The 19154-nt window shown below is 44.5% G+C and carries 12 protein-coding genes; 1 reads left to right on the top strand and 11 read right to left on the bottom strand.

Going from position 1 to position 19154, the window contains the following annotated elements; all coding sequences use genetic code 11:
- Positions 1 to 194: 194 nt before the first annotated feature.
- The 11 genes from LS482_RS13605 to LS482_RS21700 form a co-directional block, all read right to left on the bottom strand.
- Positions 195 to 2981: a M16 family metallopeptidase gene (locus LS482_RS13605; RefSeq protein WP_233028067.1), complete on the bottom strand. Its 2787-nt coding sequence runs from the start codon at positions 2979 to 2981 to the stop codon at positions 195 to 197.
- 325 nt (positions 2982 to 3306) lie between these two features.
- A complete protein-coding gene (locus LS482_RS13600; RefSeq protein WP_233028066.1) occupies positions 3307 to 5259 on the bottom strand; it encodes a protein-disulfide reductase DsbD family protein in 1953 nt (650 codons plus the stop codon).
- Positions 5260 to 5326: 67 nt separating this feature from the next.
- Positions 5327 to 6511 (bottom strand): TlpA disulfide reductase family protein, encoded by a 1185-nt coding sequence (locus LS482_RS13595; RefSeq protein ID WP_233028065.1) that lies wholly within the window; start codon positions 6509 to 6511, stop codon positions 5327 to 5329.
- A 19-nt stretch (positions 6512 to 6530) separates the two neighbouring features.
- Entirely contained in the window at positions 6531 to 7616 is a 1086-nt protein-coding gene (locus LS482_RS13590; protein WP_233028064.1) for a TlpA disulfide reductase family protein, read from the bottom strand.
- Positions 7617 to 8247: 631 nt separating this feature from the next.
- Positions 8248 to 9414: a FecR family protein gene (locus LS482_RS13585; protein WP_233028063.1), complete on the bottom strand. Its 1167-nt coding sequence runs from the start codon at positions 9412 to 9414 to the stop codon at positions 8248 to 8250.
- Between the two features lie 346 nt (positions 9415 to 9760).
- Complete coding sequence (locus LS482_RS13580; RefSeq protein ID WP_233028062.1) at positions 9761 to 10996, bottom strand: TlpA disulfide reductase family protein; 1236 nt, start codon at positions 10994 to 10996, stop codon at positions 9761 to 9763.
- A 36-nt stretch (positions 10997 to 11032) separates the two neighbouring features.
- Positions 11033 to 11551, bottom strand: a complete 519-nt coding sequence (locus LS482_RS13575) for a protein-disulfide reductase DsbD domain-containing protein (RefSeq protein ID WP_233028061.1) — start codon at positions 11549 to 11551, stop codon at positions 11033 to 11035.
- Positions 11548 to 13056, bottom strand: a complete 1509-nt coding sequence (locus tag LS482_RS13570; protein WP_233028060.1) for a hypothetical protein — start codon at positions 13054 to 13056, stop codon at positions 11548 to 11550. Before LS482_RS13570 ends, LS482_RS13575 begins: the two co-directional genes overlap by 4 nt.
- A gap of 35 nt (positions 13057 to 13091) precedes the next feature.
- Complete coding sequence (locus tag LS482_RS13565) at positions 13092 to 14579, bottom strand: RagB/SusD family nutrient uptake outer membrane protein (RefSeq protein ID WP_233028059.1); 1488 nt, start codon at positions 14577 to 14579, stop codon at positions 13092 to 13094.
- A 21-nt stretch (positions 14580 to 14600) separates the two neighbouring features.
- Complete coding sequence (locus LS482_RS13560) at positions 14601 to 17978, bottom strand: SusC/RagA family TonB-linked outer membrane protein (protein ID WP_233028058.1); 3378 nt, start codon at positions 17976 to 17978, stop codon at positions 14601 to 14603.
- A gap of 155 nt (positions 17979 to 18133) precedes the next feature.
- A complete protein-coding gene (locus tag LS482_RS21700) occupies positions 18134 to 18262 on the bottom strand; it encodes a hypothetical protein (protein ID WP_302849309.1) in 129 nt (42 codons plus the stop codon).
- A 235-nt stretch (positions 18263 to 18497) separates the two neighbouring features.
- On the opposite strand from LS482_RS21700, the gene LS482_RS13555 reads away from it, so the two are divergent.
- Positions 18498 to 19103 (top strand): RNA polymerase sigma factor, encoded by a 606-nt coding sequence (locus LS482_RS13555; RefSeq protein ID WP_233028057.1) that lies wholly within the window; start codon positions 18498 to 18500, stop codon positions 19101 to 19103.
- The last annotated feature ends 51 nt before the right edge of the window (positions 19104 to 19154 follow it).

Here is a 19154-nt window from a genome sequence, read left to right as displayed (position 1 = left end):
TTATCCACCCCGTGTTTATTCAAAAGAAACCTGTAGCTAACTCAAATAATCAACCTTTGATAAAATGACATGAGAACAAAAGTTGAGTAAAGTTTCTTCTGATGACATCAGTTTTACCCTGATACTAACAAAAACTGAAAATTTATCCTGATGTTAGGTCCCGTTTCTACTTCAGCCCGCAAGGTTTCAACCCATCAGGTCCCGGGTACCAGCACCCCTTCAACGATATCGGCATTGTCCAACAGGGTACGGGCGGTCTCCTTGATATCATCCGGGCTTATACCGTTTACAGCCTCAATATACTCCTCAAGGGTATGGATCTGCCTCCCGTAAAAAACATTGGAGGTTAAAACATTCATCCAGTACTCATTATTATCCACCGCTTCCTTACGGGCTTTGATCATCGATTCCCTGACCTCCCTGAAATCATCGACATCCACGGTTTCCGAAAGTTGGCCTGCCTGGTCATAGACCACCTGTACCAGCTTATCCACCATACCGGGGTTACAATCGAAACCTACTGACATGGAGTATTCCGCCTTCGGGATATCGTTTAACGACGCCCGGGCCCCTACGCCATAACTTCCGCCTTCTTCCTCCCGGATCACATCGTGGCAACGCTTCTGCAACAACTGCCCTGCCATATTAACCTTTAGCCTGTTTTTAAAATTGTAGGCCATATCTCCCTTAAAAACAATGCTCACCGTGGCCTGCGGGGTTTCCATGGCTTCAACCACTTTTACTACAGTCTTTCCTTTTGCGGGTTTATAATCATGATCCACATACCGTTCGGTCCTGTTTTCCGGTTTTATGTTACCGATATATTTTTGGGCCAGCTTTAACAGTTGCTTTTCATCGATGTCCCCCACAAATACAAAGGTGAAGTCATCGATATCCCGGAACCGGTCGGTATAGGCCGTTTTTATGTTCTCCAGTGCAATCCGGTCCAGGAATTCACGGTTGAACACCAGGGTCCTTTCATGATGGGCCGTCAGGGCCAGGGATACGGAATCCTGTAAGATGCTCTTTTTATATTTCTGTTTGCGTTCAAGGTTCTTGGCAAAGCGTTCCATGGCCAGATCATAGGCTTCTTCTTCAAACCTGGGGGCTTCGAAACTCAGGTATATCTTTTGGAACAACACCTCGATATCGGATTTCGTACTGTTCCCGGACAGGGTTTCTGACAATTCACTGATGTTAAGTTCCAGGGAGGTGTCCGTACCGGCCAGTTTTTTGTCCAGTGCGATCTTATCGAATGCCCCAAGTCCTGATTCAGAGGCCACATAGGTGGCTACATCCGCAGAAGGCAGAAGGTCTTTATCGAGCAGGGAGCTTCCCCCGGGGCTATAGGCTTTCATATAGATCTTGTCCTTATCATACGGAGTCGGGAAAATAACGACCCGTGCCCCATTGGCCAGCTTGTATTTCCGGGCATCGAGCCCGCTTATCTCCGAAGTCTTTATTACAGGCTCTTCCTTAAGAGCTGTTGCTATTAAAGGGGTATTGTCTGTGTCGTCTGTGTACGGGGCCAGGTCACGGGCATTGACGGCTTTAAACACTTTTACGAATTTGTCTTTGTTCGGATGGGCTTTTTCGGAAGATCCCTTGATGGCCATGACGATATCTTCCTCCTTGTAAACACCGGCCATATATTCCAGGATATCCGCGTTGGTGATGGTCTCCAGGCGGTCGACCGTGTAATTCACATCCCAGTTTACATCCGGCAAAGGGGTTTGGGTAAAGAAATGCTGGTAAATCTGCTGGGCATAGGCGTCACTGCCGATCTTGTCTTTATTCTTTAAATAGGACAATTTGCTGTTTTTGATAGACAGTTTTGCCCTTTCGAGTTCGCTTTCCGTGGCTCCGTACCGTACAAAACGCAGAAGCTCGGTCAAAGCAAATTCGAAACTCTCCAGTTCTTTATCTGTTTTGGGCTGAATGTACAGGCCCAGAATATCAAGCGGCCTTACAAAGTTTGAATAGGCATAGTTCACCGATAAGGCAGGGCAGGTTTTCTCAACGGTCTGTTCCTTATACCGGTTATTCAGGATATACGAAACCACATCCTTTATCAACTTATCATCCAGGTATGGATATCCTTTTAAATCTTTGGCCTTGTTCCTTATTATAAATTCAACACCGGTAGTGCCCACTTCCTTATCCAGGGACTCGATAAAGGTAATTCCCCCGTCCAGGGTGATATCAAAGTCCTTTCGTTCAGGCAGCCCTTTTTTCAGGGGAATGGATGAAAAGACCTTTTTGATCTTCGCCTCCATAACATCCACATCGATATCCCCGACCACAATAACCGCCTGCTGGTCCGGACGGTACCACCGTTTGTAATAGTCCCGGAGTTCGTCGTATTTAAAATTGTTGACTACGGACATCAGCCCGATGGGCATGCGTTCGGCATACACAGCCCCCTTCATTACCCCTTCGGTCCATACCTTTTCCGAGACCCGGAAACCGGGGGTGTTCCGCGTTCGCCACTCTTCATTGATCACCCCTCTTTCGGCATCGATCTCCTTCTCCGTCAGGGAAAGGGAGCCCGACCAGTCGTGCAGTACCAGCAGGGTGGAATCGAGCAGTTTTTTATTGGTGACCGGAACCTTGCTGATATTGTAAACCGTCTGATCGAAGGAAGTATAGGCATTGATCTCCGAACCGAACTTTATTCCGTTCTTCTCAAGGTATTCCAGCATGCCTTTTTCCGGAAAGTGTTCCAGGCCGTTAAAGGCCATATGTTCGAGAAAATGGGCCAGTCCCCGTTGCGATTCCTTTTCCAGGACAGATCCTACGTTCTGGGCAAAATAGAAGGAGGCCCTTTCTTTGGGTTCTTCGTTGTGTTTGATGTAATAGGTCAGCCCGTTGGGCAGAACACCATGACGGATAGACGCATCGAAAGGGACTTCCTTTTTCGTCTGGGCGTTCAGGCTGACTACGGTCAGCCATAGTAAACTTATGGTTTTTAATAGTTTCATATGACGTTTTTTTTAATATTAAGACTCAAAAATTACCTGAACGGGTGGGAGAATTTTGTTGTTTTTTCCCGAAACTGTTTAATGATGCGTTTTTTAGTACATGACAAAATTTGTTTTATGCAGATTTATCGGGAAATCAGTTTGACCCTAACCCTAAAGGGAACCCGATTTTCCTCGATTCACCCTTTAGGGATGGGGTAAAAAATCGAGGAAAATCCATCCAGATCCAATTTTGTCATGTACTAAAGATGTGTTTACTTAAATACGTTCCATTAGAGTAATACCCTTAATCCCCCCTGAACGTCCCATCATTTTATGTTAAAATTTATTTTACGGCTGTCGTTCCTTTTTTCAGCCAGTCGTAATAGGTTTCGGCATCGGTGTATTGCTGCGATGGCCCCAACAACTCCATATCGGGGGTTATAATAATATAATAGGGTTGCGATGCCGTATGAAAGTTTATGGCCTGGAAGGTAGCCCACTTCTCCCCTATGGTGCGGATCTTCTTTACGCGACCCGATTCCAGTTGGTAATTGAACTGCTTGTTTTCCGGGAGTTCCTTACGGTCATCTACATAAAGCGAAATCAGTACATAGTTGTCCCGGAGCTGTTCATAAACTTTCGGTACACTCCATACGTTCTCTTCCATTTTACGACAGTTCACACAGGCCCAGCCCGTGAAATCCAGCAATATGGGTTTGTTATGTGCTTTGGCGTATTCCAGTCCTTCGTCAAAGTCCTTGAAACAGTTCAGGCCCAGGGGACAATCGCTCTCCTGTTGCTTTACACTGTAGAACATGGGCGGCGGGAAACCGCTGAGCAGTTTCAGGTTAGCTCCCCATATTCCGGGGATCAGGTAAATGACAAAAGCAGTGACCAGTACACCCGATGCCATACGGATAAAACCTAATTTTTTCAACGGCCCGTCATGCGGAAATTTTATTTTTCCGAAAAGATAAAACGCCATCAGGGCAAAGATCACGATCCAGATACCGATAAAGATCTCCCTTTTCAGGATCCCCCAGTGTTGTACAAGATCGGCATTGGACAAAAACTTAAAGGCCAGCGCCAGTTCCAGGAAACCGAGCATTACCTTTACCGTAGTCATCCAGCCTCCCGATCTCGGTAAGGAATTCAGCCAGTTCGGGAACAGTGCAAACAGGCCAAAAGGCAGGGCCAGGGCAAAACCAAAACCTGTGATCCCCGCAGTAAGCTGGGCGGCCCCGCCTTCGGCCGTAAGCGATCCCACCAGTAAAGACCCCAGGATCGGGCCTGTACAGGAAAAAGATACGATAGCCAGTGTAAGCGCCATAAAAAAGATACCGATCACCCCGCCCGTACCCGAAGCCGAATCCATCTTATTCCCCCAGGAACTGGGCAGAGTGAGTTCGTAATAGCCGAAAAAGGAGAAGGCAAAGAATACGAAAATAACAAAGAAGGCGATGTTCAGCCAAACGTTCGTGGAAATCGTATTGAGTATTTCCGGGTCAATGGAATCGAGGAAGTGGAACGGTATGCTCAGCAGCATATAGATCACCACGATAAACACCCCGTAGAGTACGGCATTGGAAATCCCTTTTTTACGTGTCCCGGACTGCTTGGTAAAAAAAGACACCGTAAGCGGGATCATCGGGAATACACAGGGCGTCAGTAAGGCCAGGAGGCCACCCAGGAAACCCAGGATAAAAATTCCGGCCAGGCTGTTCCCTCCTCCCTGCCCCTGGTCTTCCCCTTTCAGGAGTCCCTGGTTTTTCAGGTCCAGTTTTAATTTTTCAGACAACATTGCACTCTTCTCATCTACTTCCAGCTGTTTTATTTCTGCCTTTCCTCCATCCAGTGAAAAGGCCAGGCCGGCATCGGAAAAGATACAGCTCTTGTCGTCACAGGCCTGGAATTCTACATGTGCCCGAACAGCATTTATATCAGGTTTAAGGAGTTTTATCTTTTGGGTGAACGTAGCTTTCATATCGAAGAACGAAAGTTCCATATCAAAAACCGGGTCATGTTCGGTAACCGGTTCACTTTCCTTTGTTTCTCCCACCAATTCAAAGTCCTCCCCGGCATTTTCAAATGTAAATACCGTGGGCAACGCTCCGCCTTCAGGCAGGTTTTGGGAATACAAATGCCAATGGGGTTCTATGGATGCGTTGAAAATTAAATTATATTCGGTTTCGGAAAGCTTTTCTGCCCGGGCCTGCCACCTTACGGGCTCTGCAACCTGTCCCCGGCACACTATGAAACTGAACAGAAAAACAAAATATATGGCAATATTCTTCATTATACATTACGCTTTTAATATATCATCACATTGAGGCAGAGAACTTCCTGCCGGCAGGAATACATTGCTATTTCCCGAATATTTCTTCCAGTTTTTTGTCCAGTTCCTCTTCGTGAAGGTTTTTGGCGATAATCCGGCCTTCCTTATCCAGTAAATAAGTAGTGGGTAAAAAGGGAACGGCATAAAGCGTGGAGATATCGGACGGAAACCCCTTCTTTGAGAAAGTATCCACTACGTGAATCCAGGGTGTTTCATCTTCCTCAATGGCTTTTTTCCAGGCATCGTGATCGCTGTCCGTAGATACGGCCAGAACTTCAAATCCGTCATCCTTATACGTTGCGTATAATTCCTTTAAGTGCGGGTAAGACGCCCGGCAGGGTTTACACCAGCTGGCCCAGAAGTCGAGCAGCACGTATTTATCCTTTATGTCCGACAGGGAAAAATCTTCACTCTCCGGGGTTTTAAGCGTAAACTCCGGCGCTTTGGCACCCGGGCGTGTTCTTTTGATCGACTCGTATTCGCGGGCAAAGTACCGGTACATTTTTGTATTGGTGGCTTCTCCCTGCAAAGTGTCCATGATCACTGTCATTTCTTCAAACGAGAGGTTTCTTTCCGAAAAATCAAACCCCAACAGGACAGGGGCTACGGGCGAGGCATTGTTTTGTTTTAAAAACCCGATCTTTTTTGACAAAATCCTGCTTTGCATTTCATCACTTAAATCCTGCAGGGATTCCAGTTGTTCATAAATCTTTTTAGCCTTTTCCTTTTCACCATTCCTGGCTGCATCGTTATAAGCCTTTCCCAGATCTGTCAGTTCTTTATATTTTTCGTCATTTCTTACCGATTCGATCTCATTAGTGATGGCAGTATAGTTATCGTGAAGTTCAGCACCTTTTACCACGGTCTCCGCAGGAGATGACATACCACCTTCTTTACTGACCGGGTCTATTTCCATCTCTATGGCACTGTTTTCGAGAAAAAAACCGACAAAATGCTTTTCGCCAAAATTCAGGGTGACCAAATCCGGACTATTTATTTCTCCGCTGAACTCAAACTTCCCGTTCTTCATATATGTACTGTCAATGACATCGGAAGTTCTTGTTATATAATCATGGGTAATCATTTTTATCATACCGTCTTCTCCTCCTTTTACAGTACCTTTAACCAGGTATCCGCTGTTTTGTTTCTCCGTACATCCCACGACCGAACAAAGCAGCAAGGGCCAGCACATTATTTTATAAATTGCTTTCATCTGTTTATTTTTATTGTTTTTAAGGGAGTACTTCAGCCAGCTTTTGGTGAAGTTCGTCACCCCGCAGGTCTTTGGCAATGATCTTTCCTTCCGGATCGACCAGTAGTGTACTGGGAATTCCACGAATACCGTAATAACCGGAGATCACGTTATCAAAACCTTTCAGGTCGGACACCTGAACCCAGGGAAGACTGTCTTCTTCTATAGCTTTTTTCCACCTTGCTTCATCATCATCCAGGGACACTCCGAGGACCGTAAAGTTCTTGTCCTTATATTCGTTGTAAGCCTTTAGTACATTCGGGTTTTCTGCCCGGCACGGTCCACACCAGCTGGCCCAAAAATCGATAAATACATATTGACCTCTAAAGTCGGCATAACTCACGGGATTGCCTTCAACATCATTTTGTGTAAAATCCAGTATGGTTTCACCTATAGCACTTCGTTTCAGCACCTCCAATCGTTCGGTAAGACGCTTACCCATATCTGAACCAAGAACTGAATTATCCAACAGGTCATAAAGTGGTTTTATTTCTTCATAAGCGCCCATCGTTGCTCTATCCGATACCAGGTTCAGGCTAAAAATACTTTCGGGATGCTTTTCAATGTAGACCTTTCCTCTTTTCCTTTTTTCACTACGAATATCGCCAAGCCTTTTTTCCAAGTTACGTTTTTCCTCGTCACCGGCATCCCTGTATTGCCCGAATATCACCGATTCCCGGTCGGTCAGGTCTTTTAATGTTTCGTAATATTTATCCGCTTCTGCCTGTAATTCAGAACCCGTAACATCCAGTTTATGCAGGGCATCGGCCTTTCCGCTTATCTGAATATTTCCTTTTTCTGCGAAGAACCCGGAATAACGGTTGGGAAACATGATAGATACTTTCTGAGGTTCCGGCATTTCCGCCTCCCAGGTAAACTGACCGTCCCTTACCTGTATGGTATCGGTTTTACGATCTCCTTTCTGCCTGTACGAAATAAAAATTTCCATATCCTCCAGTCCTTCGATATTGGCTGACACCCGGGCCTTATTATTCTTTTCCGAAGCTTTCTGTGCACATCCCCAGCACAATGCTATGGATATTGCCATTATAAATAATTGTTTCATATCTCCATTTTTATGTTGTATTTTACATTTCTGATTATCCATAATTAGTCATAGCGCAATGTTTTACTATCAGGTCGAGCCCTTATTTTCAGAATATTAACCCCAATAACCTCTCGACTTCGCTACCCATGACGTGTTAGAGGAGCCCCCTACACATCGCAAAAAAGCGTTTTTGCGATCCCGATGGATATGGGAGTGGCAATCTCACGGAGGCCAGCAACATACCTCCAATTCTTCGACAGGCTCAGCAACAGGTAGGCGCATACCAGCCGGGAGATCGCCGACGCTTCGCTGGCGATGACGCTTTTAACCGTCACCTCAATTTATGCGGTTGCCAAAATGTTAGTTCTCGAGGTGACAGGCCATTATCACTAAATGCGGTCATTCAATACATTTCAGTACATAACAGTTCTAAAAGACCACCATACAATGTTTATCAAACAAACTCCACTAAAATCAAACAGAAATTACAGAATAGACAGTAAGAGGACACTTACTTATTGAAGTAATTTATACAAACCGAATATATTTTCATAAATTTGTAGTTTGGTTAGTTAAAGTTTACTTTAATTGATCGAATTCAGAGGAATGAAGCTACGCCCGTGGAAAGATGTTAGCTTTGTTCCTTTTTTTATTTTATCACCACTGTTTTTCTTTCTATCAGGAATTTTACTTCCCCGGTTCGTTCTATGTTCTTTAAAAGTTCATTTACGTTTTCAGAACGGTTTAAAAATCCGGAAAAAACCATTTCTTTTTTCTTTTCGTTTTCAAACTTCACTTCGAGATCATACCATCTCGACAGGGTTCTCATCATTTCTTTCAAAGGCATTTTATCGAACATAAACAGGCCGTTCTTCCAGGCGATCGCCATCGCCACGTTTACCTCATTCACTTCTATATTTTTTTCTCCGTCCTTTACTTCAGACTGCTGTCCGGGAGATAGCGTCCTTTTCGAGTTCCCGCTCCCCACAGTTACCCGGCCTTCTACCAGCGTAGTAGATATCCGGCGCTCATCCCGGTAGGCCTTTACATTAAATTCCGTTCCAAGTACTTCAACCATCTGTCCCTGTGTCTTTACTTTGAAAGACATGTTATCGTGTTTGGTAGCGGACGAAACATCAAAATAGGCTTCTCCATATACCAGTTCCACTTCCCGTGGCCGGTTTTTTGTAAAATGTACCGGGTATTTCAGCCTGGACTCCGAGTTAAGCCATACTCCCGTACTGTCCGGAAGCTGTATAAAAAACTGTCCTCCTCTGGGCACGGTCAGGTAGTTAAAAGCCACTTCCTCTTCCGCAGCCGGGGAAGCTTCCTCATATACCAGGCTTTTACCATCACTTTTTATTTTTTCCGTAGTGTACTTCTTCCCTTTTTCCAAAACAATATTCCTGCCGTCTTCCAGGGTCAATACGGCTTTGTCTTCTCCCGGGGGAATTTCGGTAAGCCCGTCCATATCATTCGTTACAGGCTTATCAGAAATGCTGTCATTAAAAACAAATGGCAGGGAGACCAATAGCAGGATAGCGGCAGCAGCAGCATATTTCAAATAAACCAAACGGCTCCTGCGTTTTGTATAATTCTTCTCTTCCCTGATCATGGAAAGTAATTTTTTCTTGGCTTCATTAGGATCATAGTCATTCATAAGATCGTCCAGGGCGTGATTGAGTTCTATATAGGTCCTGAAAACCTTGTCGTTGGCAGGGTTTTCCAGGTATTTTTCCAACAGCTCCAGTTCCCCGGAAGTAATGGATCGGGTTACAAATTTTACAATTAAGTCCTCTAAGGCTTTGGGAATCATTTTCCTATCTTCTTTGTTACTGTGACGAAACCGATTTGCAATACCACTACGTTTTACTACTTTTTTTCTTTAAATCATGATTTCGTTTTTCCAAAGGCACGGGAATGTTATGTAGTCATTCCCGTACCAGGCTCCAAATAACCCCGGTTAACTCATCCGGATTCCATCCCTGTTTATATTTTTTTAGTACATGACAAAAAAATGATTATGACGTACGACTGCAGGACTTATGACATAGGGACTTAATGTTTTAAAGCTCGATTACATTGATCTTACGTCTTATGTCCTGAAGTCCTAAGTCCGATTTAGAGTTTTTGTTATACTAAGTCATATTTAACATTATGATTTATTCCCCGAATACCTCCTCCAGTTTGGCATCCAGGGGTTCTTCCTCACTCCCGTACCTGCCTATAATGATCCCTTTCGGATCTATGAGGATTTTGGTAGGTAAAAAATGGATATCATAATTTTCGCTTATTCCTTTATCCAATACTTTATATCCTTCGGACCTGTCCACTTTCAAACCTCTCAGCACATGTTTCCACACACCTATTCCGTCTTCCTCCACGGCTTTATGCCAGGCCTCCGGATTGCTATCATCATCCGAAATACCGATAATTTCAAAACCTTTGCCCCGGTATTTTTCATAGATTTTTAAAAGATGGGGATTTCCTTTACGGCATGGTACGCACCAGCTTGCCCAGAAATCGAGTAAAACATACTGTCCCCTGTAATCTTCCAACTTTAATTCTTCCCCGTTAATATCGGTCGCAGTAAACAGTGCGGCTTCCGCTCCGGGTGATGCCTTTTTGAGTTTTTCAAGCTGTTTTTTTACGGAAGTCCCATAAAATCCACCTTGTATTTCAGGAGGCATTTGATCATAAATAACGGTCGACTTTTCCAGCCCATAGCCTGCTACCTTCATGGACATTAAATATGCCGAAACATAACTTCCGGGATGACCGGCAATATATTTATCCGTAACAGAATCCATTTGTTCCCGAAAAGGCTCCATTTTCAGTTTTAACTCCTCTAATTCCTCCTTGTATTTATCAGCTGCTTCTTTATCTTCTTTTTTCCGGGCAGCAATATACAGTTCGTTCAGTTTATTATAGGATTCGGATATTACGGAAATCCTATCTCTAAACGGTTTAATAAGGGCCTCATACGATCTGTATTCCTCGTGAAAAGCAGAACCTCTCACCTCGGGGGTCAGGCTTACATAATTATTCATTTTTCTTTCGTAACCGGCGGTGTCCAGTCGGAGCTCCATAACGCTTTTATCGCTCATAATACCGGCGTAATAGGTTACTCCTCCCTTCGGGATCATCAGGTTTAATTCCCTCGGAGAGGTCAATGGTCCTTCGAGTGTGAAGCTTCCGCCTGTGATCTGCGCAGAATCAAATGTTATTGAATTCCTTGTTTCCATGTCCCGGGAGGTTATTTTTACCGTTCCGTTTTCAACCCCTTTAATATGCCCCTTTATACGGAACGTATTTTCAGGGAGTTTTTCTTTTTCCGGATTACACCCTAAAAGGAATGCCGGGATCACTATGCTTAAAATACGTATAACACAATTCATGGTCTCTGATTCTTTAATATTGATGTTTCGGGTGTTCTATAGTGTCAACTTCCTCATTTTTGTTTGGGGAGGTAAACATTGTTTCAAATCACAGGTCTGGTAATAAAGCCCTGTCTCTATCTGCTTTTCCTTTACCGGTTTGTCAACAGAAAAATAATGCACGAAAACCAGGCTTCCTTCATAAATATAGACGCCGTCCGCAGATGGGTATGCACCTGGTTTTTCCCATTTGTCCACCGGGGTTACCCCATCGGGAACGGACAGCTTCAACTCGGTAGTAATGTAGGGTTGGGAACCGGGTACGTAGGCATAAATATGCCAGTTCTCCAAAACCCGGACCTTCATCACAACGGCAAGTTGTTCTCTGTTATTACTCCACACTAATTCCGCATTTACTGTAACAGGATCAGACATATCCGGTTGACTTACCCATAGTTTATCAGATGCTTCACTTACTACCTGCTTAAAACCGGCATCAATTCTGTTTTGAGAAAAAGTTAAAGAGGTAATAAAGAGACAAACCGTAATAAAACTAACCTTAATGATTTTTCTCATTTTATTGTATTTATTAACCATTTATAGCCCCCGGTCTCGGTAAAAAACAGCTTATCCCTGTTTTCTTCAAACCATTGCCCCCACTCTTTTCGGGTTTTCTCCATACCTGTATATCGTTTAAGGACACGCCTGGCCATTTCAGATTTACTATCGTCTTTCAAGAGTTCAATACATACCGGAAACATCGATTTTTCATCATTACCGATTCCCAATTTTTTTAAATCCTCATCAATTTGTAATGCATAAAATCCGTCAGGTTCAGAAAACATGTACTTTCTGTTCTCTCTTAAAAACTGTTTTAAAGCCCCGACATTATTTACATATTCCGGTCTGAAAAATTCTCTTGAAATTTGTTGTACGTATTGTTCCCAATCGGGTATAGGCATTGGTTTTGATTGTGCTTTCAATACCATCTCCTCCATTTCCGTAAGTGTCTCACCCTTGTTTTTCTTTTCTTCCAGTTTCCTGACGGTTTCTGCCATTTGCCGGTTAAGCTGCTCGTAGTAGGTCTTTGTATCTTCAAAAGATTCTTTATTTAACCTGCCTATAATATTATCTATATAATCTTTAGTAGCAATGCGGTCGTTGTATTTTCTGGCAATCGGTTTTTGTCCCTTGAACTGTTTCATATAGACCACAGCATTGGCGAACACCTGTTTAGCCTCTTCAGTCATATAATCCGGTGAGCCGGAAAATCCCCACATAAAGAAATTGGCATGGCGGCCAATAGCAACAGCGCCGACATCTTTTGTATTCACACCACTTGAAATATATTCAGCATCAGGGGAATCCAAAAACCCATCTCCTCTGGATACCATTCCTACTCTATACCCTTTACTCTCTAAATAACCTTCTTTTTGCACACGCCACATAGGAATCTCTTTTGGTATGTTTTTTCCGGAGGGATAATGATATATACCTTCGGGAGTAGGTTTTGTTTCAAAAGTCAATGCTACAGGAAAAGGGCCTTTAAATATGGCGTGCTCTGTCTTTAAATGATGGGCATCGGCATCTAAACATAAGCACAACCAGTCTAACTTTGTACCTACACTTTGCCCCATAACCGGTGACGTATGACCTATAAAAATTGTTGCATGATCAAAGTCTTCGGTTAAATATTTGGCAGGTTCATACTTCATTTTGCCGTCTTTGCCTGTTTCCCGGGTTTCTTCCTTCCACGGCTTTATAACCTGGTCGAAAATGGTAACATCGTAGTTACCGGACATTTCCACCTTATAATTACGGGCATCCACCGTCTGCACTTCCGTAAAATAGCTCTTCAGATAGTTTTCAAAGGCGGGAAACCTTGTTTGATAATCTTCCCTGAAACGTTCCGGGGTCATTCCGCCATTTATTTTGGAGTTGTTCTCTATATCCCCGGGCATAGGCATTTGCGGATCAAATCCTACAAATAACACCCTGATGTCCTCTTTATTCACCTGGGGATATCCCGAAAAGGCAAACAACAGGCAACTTATGCTTAAAATAATATGTTTTACTTTCATTCTTTTTTATCATTAAACTTTATAGGGATACAGTATCAATACCCGGGATTTTGTTCCACGACATTGTTCCCGGCTTCGATGGTCACCCCGTCAATCGGCAAAATATACTTGTCAGGGTCCGTAGCTGTAGGTTTTACCAAAGTAACATCAAAGCCATCAATAAAATGGTAGCGTACCAGGTCAAACCACTCTTCGCCGGTCTCCATGGCCAGTTCTATATATTTTTCTATGCGAATAGCCTCCAGGAATTGTTCCAAAGAAATGGAAGCAGGATAGGTTTCGAAACCATCTTCCCCGGTAGTTGTGGCGCCGGCCCTGGTTCTAACAGCATTCAGGGCTTCCAGGGCTTCGGGGGTGACACTATTATTGCTCCTGGCATGGGCTTCGGCATAGACCAGGTAAACTTCGGCCATCCTCAGGTGATAGATCATTTCGTAATTTTCTCCCACCAGGTCCCGGTTACGATATTTATCGGAGAGGAGTAGTCCATTAAGATCATCTTCCCGGGTGGTTTGAGCGATCCTGTCACCGTCATGGGTGATATTCTGACCGTCAACGCTTATCCACTGTTCCCCAAAGGTTTTAAATGCGGGATTGGCGACTCCCCAGAACCCCATAAAATTCCCTATTCCGAGTCCTGCCTGGGGTTCGCCTTTTGAGCCGAAGAGCACTTCCGGGCTTTCAAACAGGGCCGGACTTGTATGATCGGCAAAAATCCCGGCATAATCCGGGGCCAGGTCAAAACTTCCTCCCGAATTGTGCATGACTTCCCCGGCCAGTGTTGCCGCAGCCACATAATCGCCCTTATACAGCATCACTTTGGCCTTTAAAGCCCTGGCATAGGTTTTATTGGTATAATATTTGGCCCGCAAATCCGGGGCATTGGCAATGGCGTCGTCCAGATCGGCAATAAGGGCATCGTAAACCTCCGCCACAGTATTCCGGGGGAGCGCTTCATTGGAACGGGCAGGGTCCAACCTCAGCGTAATCCCGTATTTGGAATCCGTATCATAAAACTGTCCGAAAAGCCGTAGCAGGTAAAAATTTGCCGTGGCCCGCACTGCTTTGGTCTCACCCAGTATTTCCGCCCGGCGCCCGGGTGTATCAAAATCGGTATCCGAAAGCAGGGAGACCTTTTCTATAAGCCAGTTACAGCGGTTCACAATATCGTACATCCCGGAATACGCTCCCAGTCCCGTAGAAGCATTCATGGGGATGGGGGCATTATTCACATACCCCAGCATCTCCTGGTTCGTATAAAACGAACTGTTCAGCATTAAACCGCTCATCAGGGAAGGGATATAATAGATTTCGGGGTTACCCGCCCCTACACTTCGCTGGCGAAAACCGGAATACACACCGGCCAGGGCCAGTTCTGCACTTGCTTCGTCTACTATAGCTGCATCCGCATCCAATGCGTAATTGGGTTCAAAATCATCCAAGTCCCTGGCCAGTTCACATGATGATAAGCTTATCAAAAGTAAACTCACCATACAGACATATATATTTTTATTGATTTTCATTTTCAACGATTTTTAAACTGATTATAAACCTAATTTAACTCCAAACGTAAAGGTCCGCACCTGTGGATAAGCAAGGCCTCCATCCCTTGTTAAATCTACTGTAGAACCTCCACGTTGAGAGTCCACACTTTCGGGGTCAATCCCGGGGTAATCTGATATGACAAACAAATTGTTTCCGCTTAATGAAAGTTGCGCATAACTGATCCCGGTTTTATCCAGCCATTTTTTGGGAATGTTATAGGCCAGCGATGCGGACCTCAGCTTGATATAGGAGGCATCCTTGACATTCCTGCTCGTCGGTACGGAGGTCCCGTGGGTAGCAGACATCATCCGGGCATATTGGGCCGTAGGGTTATCGGGGGTCCAGGTATCGTATACATGTGTAGTTACATTATTGTAGGGGTTTATAAAAGCAAACTGATTTGCTCCACGGACCCAGACCCTGTCAACGCCTTTGACAAAATTAAAGTTGAAGATAAAATCAAAGTTTTTATAGCTCAGGGTATTGTTCCACCCCCCGAAAAAGTCGGGGTTAATATCTCCCAAAGTAACACGGTCGTCATTGGTGATCTGTCCGTCCCCGGTTACATCCCGGTAAATATAATCCCCGGGTTGTACCAGGCCGCTGTAATATACACCGCCGGGAGCACCTGCATTCAGTTCGTCGATGTCTCCCCGGGTTTGTGCAATTCCCACCACATCGTATCCCACGGTAACCCCCATGGGTTCTCCCTCAATGATTCCTGCACTGCCGAAAGCCGTTGTGGATCCTCCATGCAAAGCCGTTACTTTATTCTTTATAAAAGAGATATTAAAAGAGGAATTCCACCTGAATTCCGGTGACCTTACAATATCCCCGCCAATGCCGATCTCCCATCCCTTGTTGGTGACATCGGCAATATTGGCATTCCAGCGGGAGGATCCGGTCTGGGCGGATATGGGGACCATGAGAATAATATCACTGGTGTTTTTCTCAAAATATACCACTTCCCCGTAAAGCCTGTTGTTGAACAGGCCGAACTCCAGCCCCAGGTCCAGTTGATCTGTCTGTTCCCACCGGATCGCGGAATTGGGAACCCCTTCAACAACAATCCCGTTGATATCGTCATACCTGGAATCGTTGTTCCCGAGCGACCGGTAATAGGCCAGGTAGGAAAATGCCGGTAAATTATCGGAGCCGGTACGCCCTAAACTCGCACGTAGTTTCAGTTGGTTTAAGAAAACACTGTTCTTCAGGAATGCTTCATTATGAACATTCCAGGCCAGGGCTCCTGAAGGAAAAAATCCCCATTGATTATCCGGGCCAAATTTTACGGAGCCGTCATAACGTCCCGTAAAGGTAGCCAGGTAGCGGTCTTTGTAGTTATAATTCACCCTTCCGAAAAAGGAGTTTAACGCGGTTTCAAACACATCGCTGCTTGCACTGATAAACTCGTTGGCCGACCTGATATCGGTCAGGACGTCGTCGTCGGGAAAATCGGCATATTCCTGGGATTCCAATTCCAGTTTTGAGTGGTCCCAGGAGACCCCGGCTACGGCATCTATGGTATGACCTCCTTCCAGCGTTTTGTTATAATTCAATGTGTTGGCCCAGGAAGTATTGACCCCGGCATTGTGCTGTACGCTCAATGTAGCGCCCTCGATACCGCTAAAAAATGCCGAAAACATGGCCGCCTGGGTAAAAGACGGACTGAAGGTGGAATTTCTGTCGTTGCTCAGGTTTACGCTTAGTTGCGACCTGAATCTCAATCCATCAATAATCTTGTATTCTCCGTAGATATTCCCCACGACATTCTGGGAAACTGCCCTGATCCTCATTTTGGCCTGGTCCCCCAACGGGTTCCTGATCGTAAAGCCATAACTGCCATCCGGGGTGGTGGAATACGAACCGTCTTCATTAAACACGGGCAGGTCCGGCCGGAAAAATCCACCGGTAGCCAAGCTTGCAAGCCCGGATTGCCTGTTCACCGAGTAATTATAACTCATATTAAAGCCTGTTTTTACCCGTTCGGTAATATCGGCATCGATACTGCTTGAGAAGGAATACCTGGTAAATTTGTTCCCAGCCATAAGGCCTTCCTGGTCCGTTATATTTCCTGACACCAGGTAGTTCACATCGGGAGTACCTCCCGACATGCTCAGGCTGTACCGGTTCCATAAAGCGTTATTATTAATGGTCTTATCCTGCCAGTCGGTATCGGCATTACCGAAGTCTACCTCACCGTCCCTACCGTGTTCGGTAAGGAATGCCCTGTACTGATCTGTGTTGAGAATATCATAGGTGTTTAACGGGTTTTGTACCGTTGCCCTGTATGAGAAATCAAGTTTTGGTTTCCGGTTGCGTTTGCCCCGTTTGGTGGTAATCAGGACTACACCGTTGGCCGCCCTGGAACCGTATATGGCTGCTGAGGACGCATCTTTTAATACATCCACACGTTCTACATCATCCGGATTTATAGACAATAAAGGGTTTTCACGGTCACCAAAAACGCCAATACTCCCTACATCACCAAAGCGCGGGTTCATGACAATAGGTACCCCGTCTACAACATAAAGCGGCTGGTTATCCCCGATGAGCTGGCTCAGGCCCCTTATATGCACTATGGCACCACTCCCCGGCCCGCCGGACTGGGAGGAAACATGAACCCCGGTGATCTTTCCCACCAGGGCCTGGTCCACGGTTTGTGATTGCAGTTGCTGAATATCTTCGGAATCGATCGAACCGACGGAGCCCGTAAGGTCTTTCTTTTTAGTGGTTCCATAACCAACGACCAATACCTCCTCAAGAGCATTCACTTTCTCTTTTAAAGTAATATTATACTCCGTTTGGTCTGCATTGATTTTCCGGTAGGTCATCTCATACCCGAGAGCGGTTACCACAAGAAAGTATCCGGGTTCGGCGGCTAATGAAAAATGACCGTCAAAGTCCGTTGTCGTTCCTCTTATTATAAAGTCGGAAGGGGCAGAACGTTGCCCGCTGGGTTCGACGTTACTGACATATACCGTAACTCCCCCGATCGGTTCCCCGTCTTTACCGGTAACCACCCCCTCAACCTGAATGCTCTGGGGTACCACACGAGTTCCGGAAATGCTTTCTTTCCGCTTTACAATGATGGTGTTATTAAAAAAATCGTAAGAATAATTTATGGGCTCCAACCCCATATGAAGTAAATCGCTTGCCCTGATCACGCCCTTGCTGATCCTGACCGGGGGTGCATTCCTAACGAGATCGTGCCGGTAGATAAACCTGTAATCTGTCTGATTTTCTATCAGGTTGAAAATCTGTTCTACGGATATGGTTTTATCCGTATCGATCTTTATCCTGGCATCCTGTGAAAATCCGTGGTAAGATCCCAGGCCGAATGCCACTACACAGTAACAGAATATAAACGTTTTCATGATAACTGTTAAGAATTGTCTCCCGTACAGGAGTACCTCCTTCGTCCATTTGTTTTTCATAAACTTCTGGTTTGGTTAGTTAAATTTTATTTTAATCAGATCGAATTCGAAGAAATAAAGCAACGCCCGTGGAAAGATGTCGGCTTTATTCCTTTTTACATTGGTATATCGAAAGACGGCCGCTTCCGGATTATTTTAATGATATCTTCATAGGAGAACCTGGGATAAGAAGCTTCCTTTTTTATCCAGTCCTTTTTTAACAGTTCTAAAACGTCTATGGTCATAGTATTTAAATAGGTTTGGTAATTTCTACGAAATATGTGTTCTTTTAATTAATAGCACGTGTTTTGTTTTCTACCGGAAATCTACTTCTGATTTTATTTTCTTTGTTATTGTGACGAAACCGATTTACAATACCACTACGTTTTAATAAATTTTTCTTAATATTGACAATAAATTTCCACAATCCCTCCAGATCCCAACATCATTTACTCAATCTTTCACTAAATATCCCAGGGTTTGAACACAGGTCTAAATGATAATGATAAGCTGATCTCTCTATTAAAACAGGGGGATGAAAAAGCATACGAATACCTCATGAACAGGTATTACCGCAGCTTATGCGTATATGCAAACAGTCTTGCCAATGATCCCCTGGCGGCGGAAGACATCGTCCAGAATGTTTTTATCAGGTTGTGGAAGAAAAGGGACTTACTGACCATCCGGACATCCCTGAAGAGTTTTTTATACAAATCCGTTTACAATGAGTACATCGATCAATACAGAAAAAAAATCACCTTACTGAACGTGGAGAAACGCTATGTGGAACACCTCAATGCCATTGTGGAGTCTGAGGGTTCCGAAAGAAATGAAAAACTCATAAAACAGGTTTTCGACATCATCCAGGACCTTCCCCCGAAGTGCAGGGAAATATTTCTGCTAAGCAAGAAGAACGGCCTTACCAATATTGAAATCGCAGAATACCTGGGCATTTCCATCAATACCGTAGAAAACCAGATCGGCAAGGCCTTTAAGACCCTGCGGAAAAGTCTTAAAAACGGTTTCTATACGTTATTCCTTCTATTATACAGTTTGGATAAAAAAGGATATTCCGTAAATAAATAACCATTTTTTAACCTGGCGATTTCTTGTGCAAAATGTTTAAACAACACTATT

The organism is Sinomicrobium kalidii, assembly GCF_021183825.1.
GTDB lineage: Bacteria > Bacteroidota > Bacteroidia > Flavobacteriales > Flavobacteriaceae > Sinomicrobium > Sinomicrobium kalidii.
The sequence above is the reverse complement of the archived record's forward strand: the minus strand, read 5'-3'. Positions and strand labels throughout refer to the sequence as shown.

What these genes read in the sequence shown, in the direction of transcription:
- LS482_RS13565 (WP_233028059.1), bottom strand. Translation starts at nt 14,579, where the DNA reads ATGAAAATCAATAAAAATATATATGTCTGTATGGTGAGTTTACTTTTG.
- LS482_RS13560 (WP_233028058.1), bottom strand. Translation starts at nt 17,978, where the DNA reads ATGAAAACGTTTATATTCTGTTACTGTGTAGTGGCATTCGGCCTGGGA.
- LS482_RS21700 (WP_302849309.1), bottom strand. Translation starts at nt 18,262, where the DNA reads ATGACCATAGACGTTTTAGAACTGTTAAAAAAGGACTGGATAAAAAAG.
- LS482_RS13585 (WP_233028063.1), bottom strand. Translation starts at nt 9,414, where the DNA reads ATGATTCCCAAAGCCTTAGAGGACTTAATTGTAAAATTTGTAACCCGA.
- LS482_RS13570 (WP_233028060.1), bottom strand. Translation starts at nt 13,056, where the DNA reads ATGAAAGTAAAACATATTATTTTAAGCATAAGTTGCCTGTTGTTTGCC.
- LS482_RS13600 (WP_233028066.1), bottom strand. Translation starts at nt 5,259, where the DNA reads ATGAAGAATATTGCCATATATTTTGTTTTTCTGTTCAGTTTCATAGTG.
- LS482_RS13590 (WP_233028064.1), bottom strand. Translation starts at nt 7,616, where the DNA reads ATGAAACAATTATTTATAATGGCAATATCCATAGCATTGTGCTGGGGA.
- LS482_RS13605 (WP_233028067.1), bottom strand. Translation starts at nt 2,981, where the DNA reads ATGAAACTATTAAAAACCATAAGTTTACTATGGCTGACCGTAGTCAGC.
- LS482_RS13575 (WP_233028061.1), bottom strand. Translation starts at nt 11,551, where the DNA reads ATGAGAAAAATCATTAAGGTTAGTTTTATTACGGTTTGTCTCTTTATT.
- LS482_RS13595 (WP_233028065.1), bottom strand. Translation starts at nt 6,511, where the DNA reads ATGAAAGCAATTTATAAAATAATGTGCTGGCCCTTGCTGCTTTGTTCG.
- LS482_RS13580 (WP_233028062.1), bottom strand. Translation starts at nt 10,996, where the DNA reads ATGAATTGTGTTATACGTATTTTAAGCATAGTGATCCCGGCATTCCTT.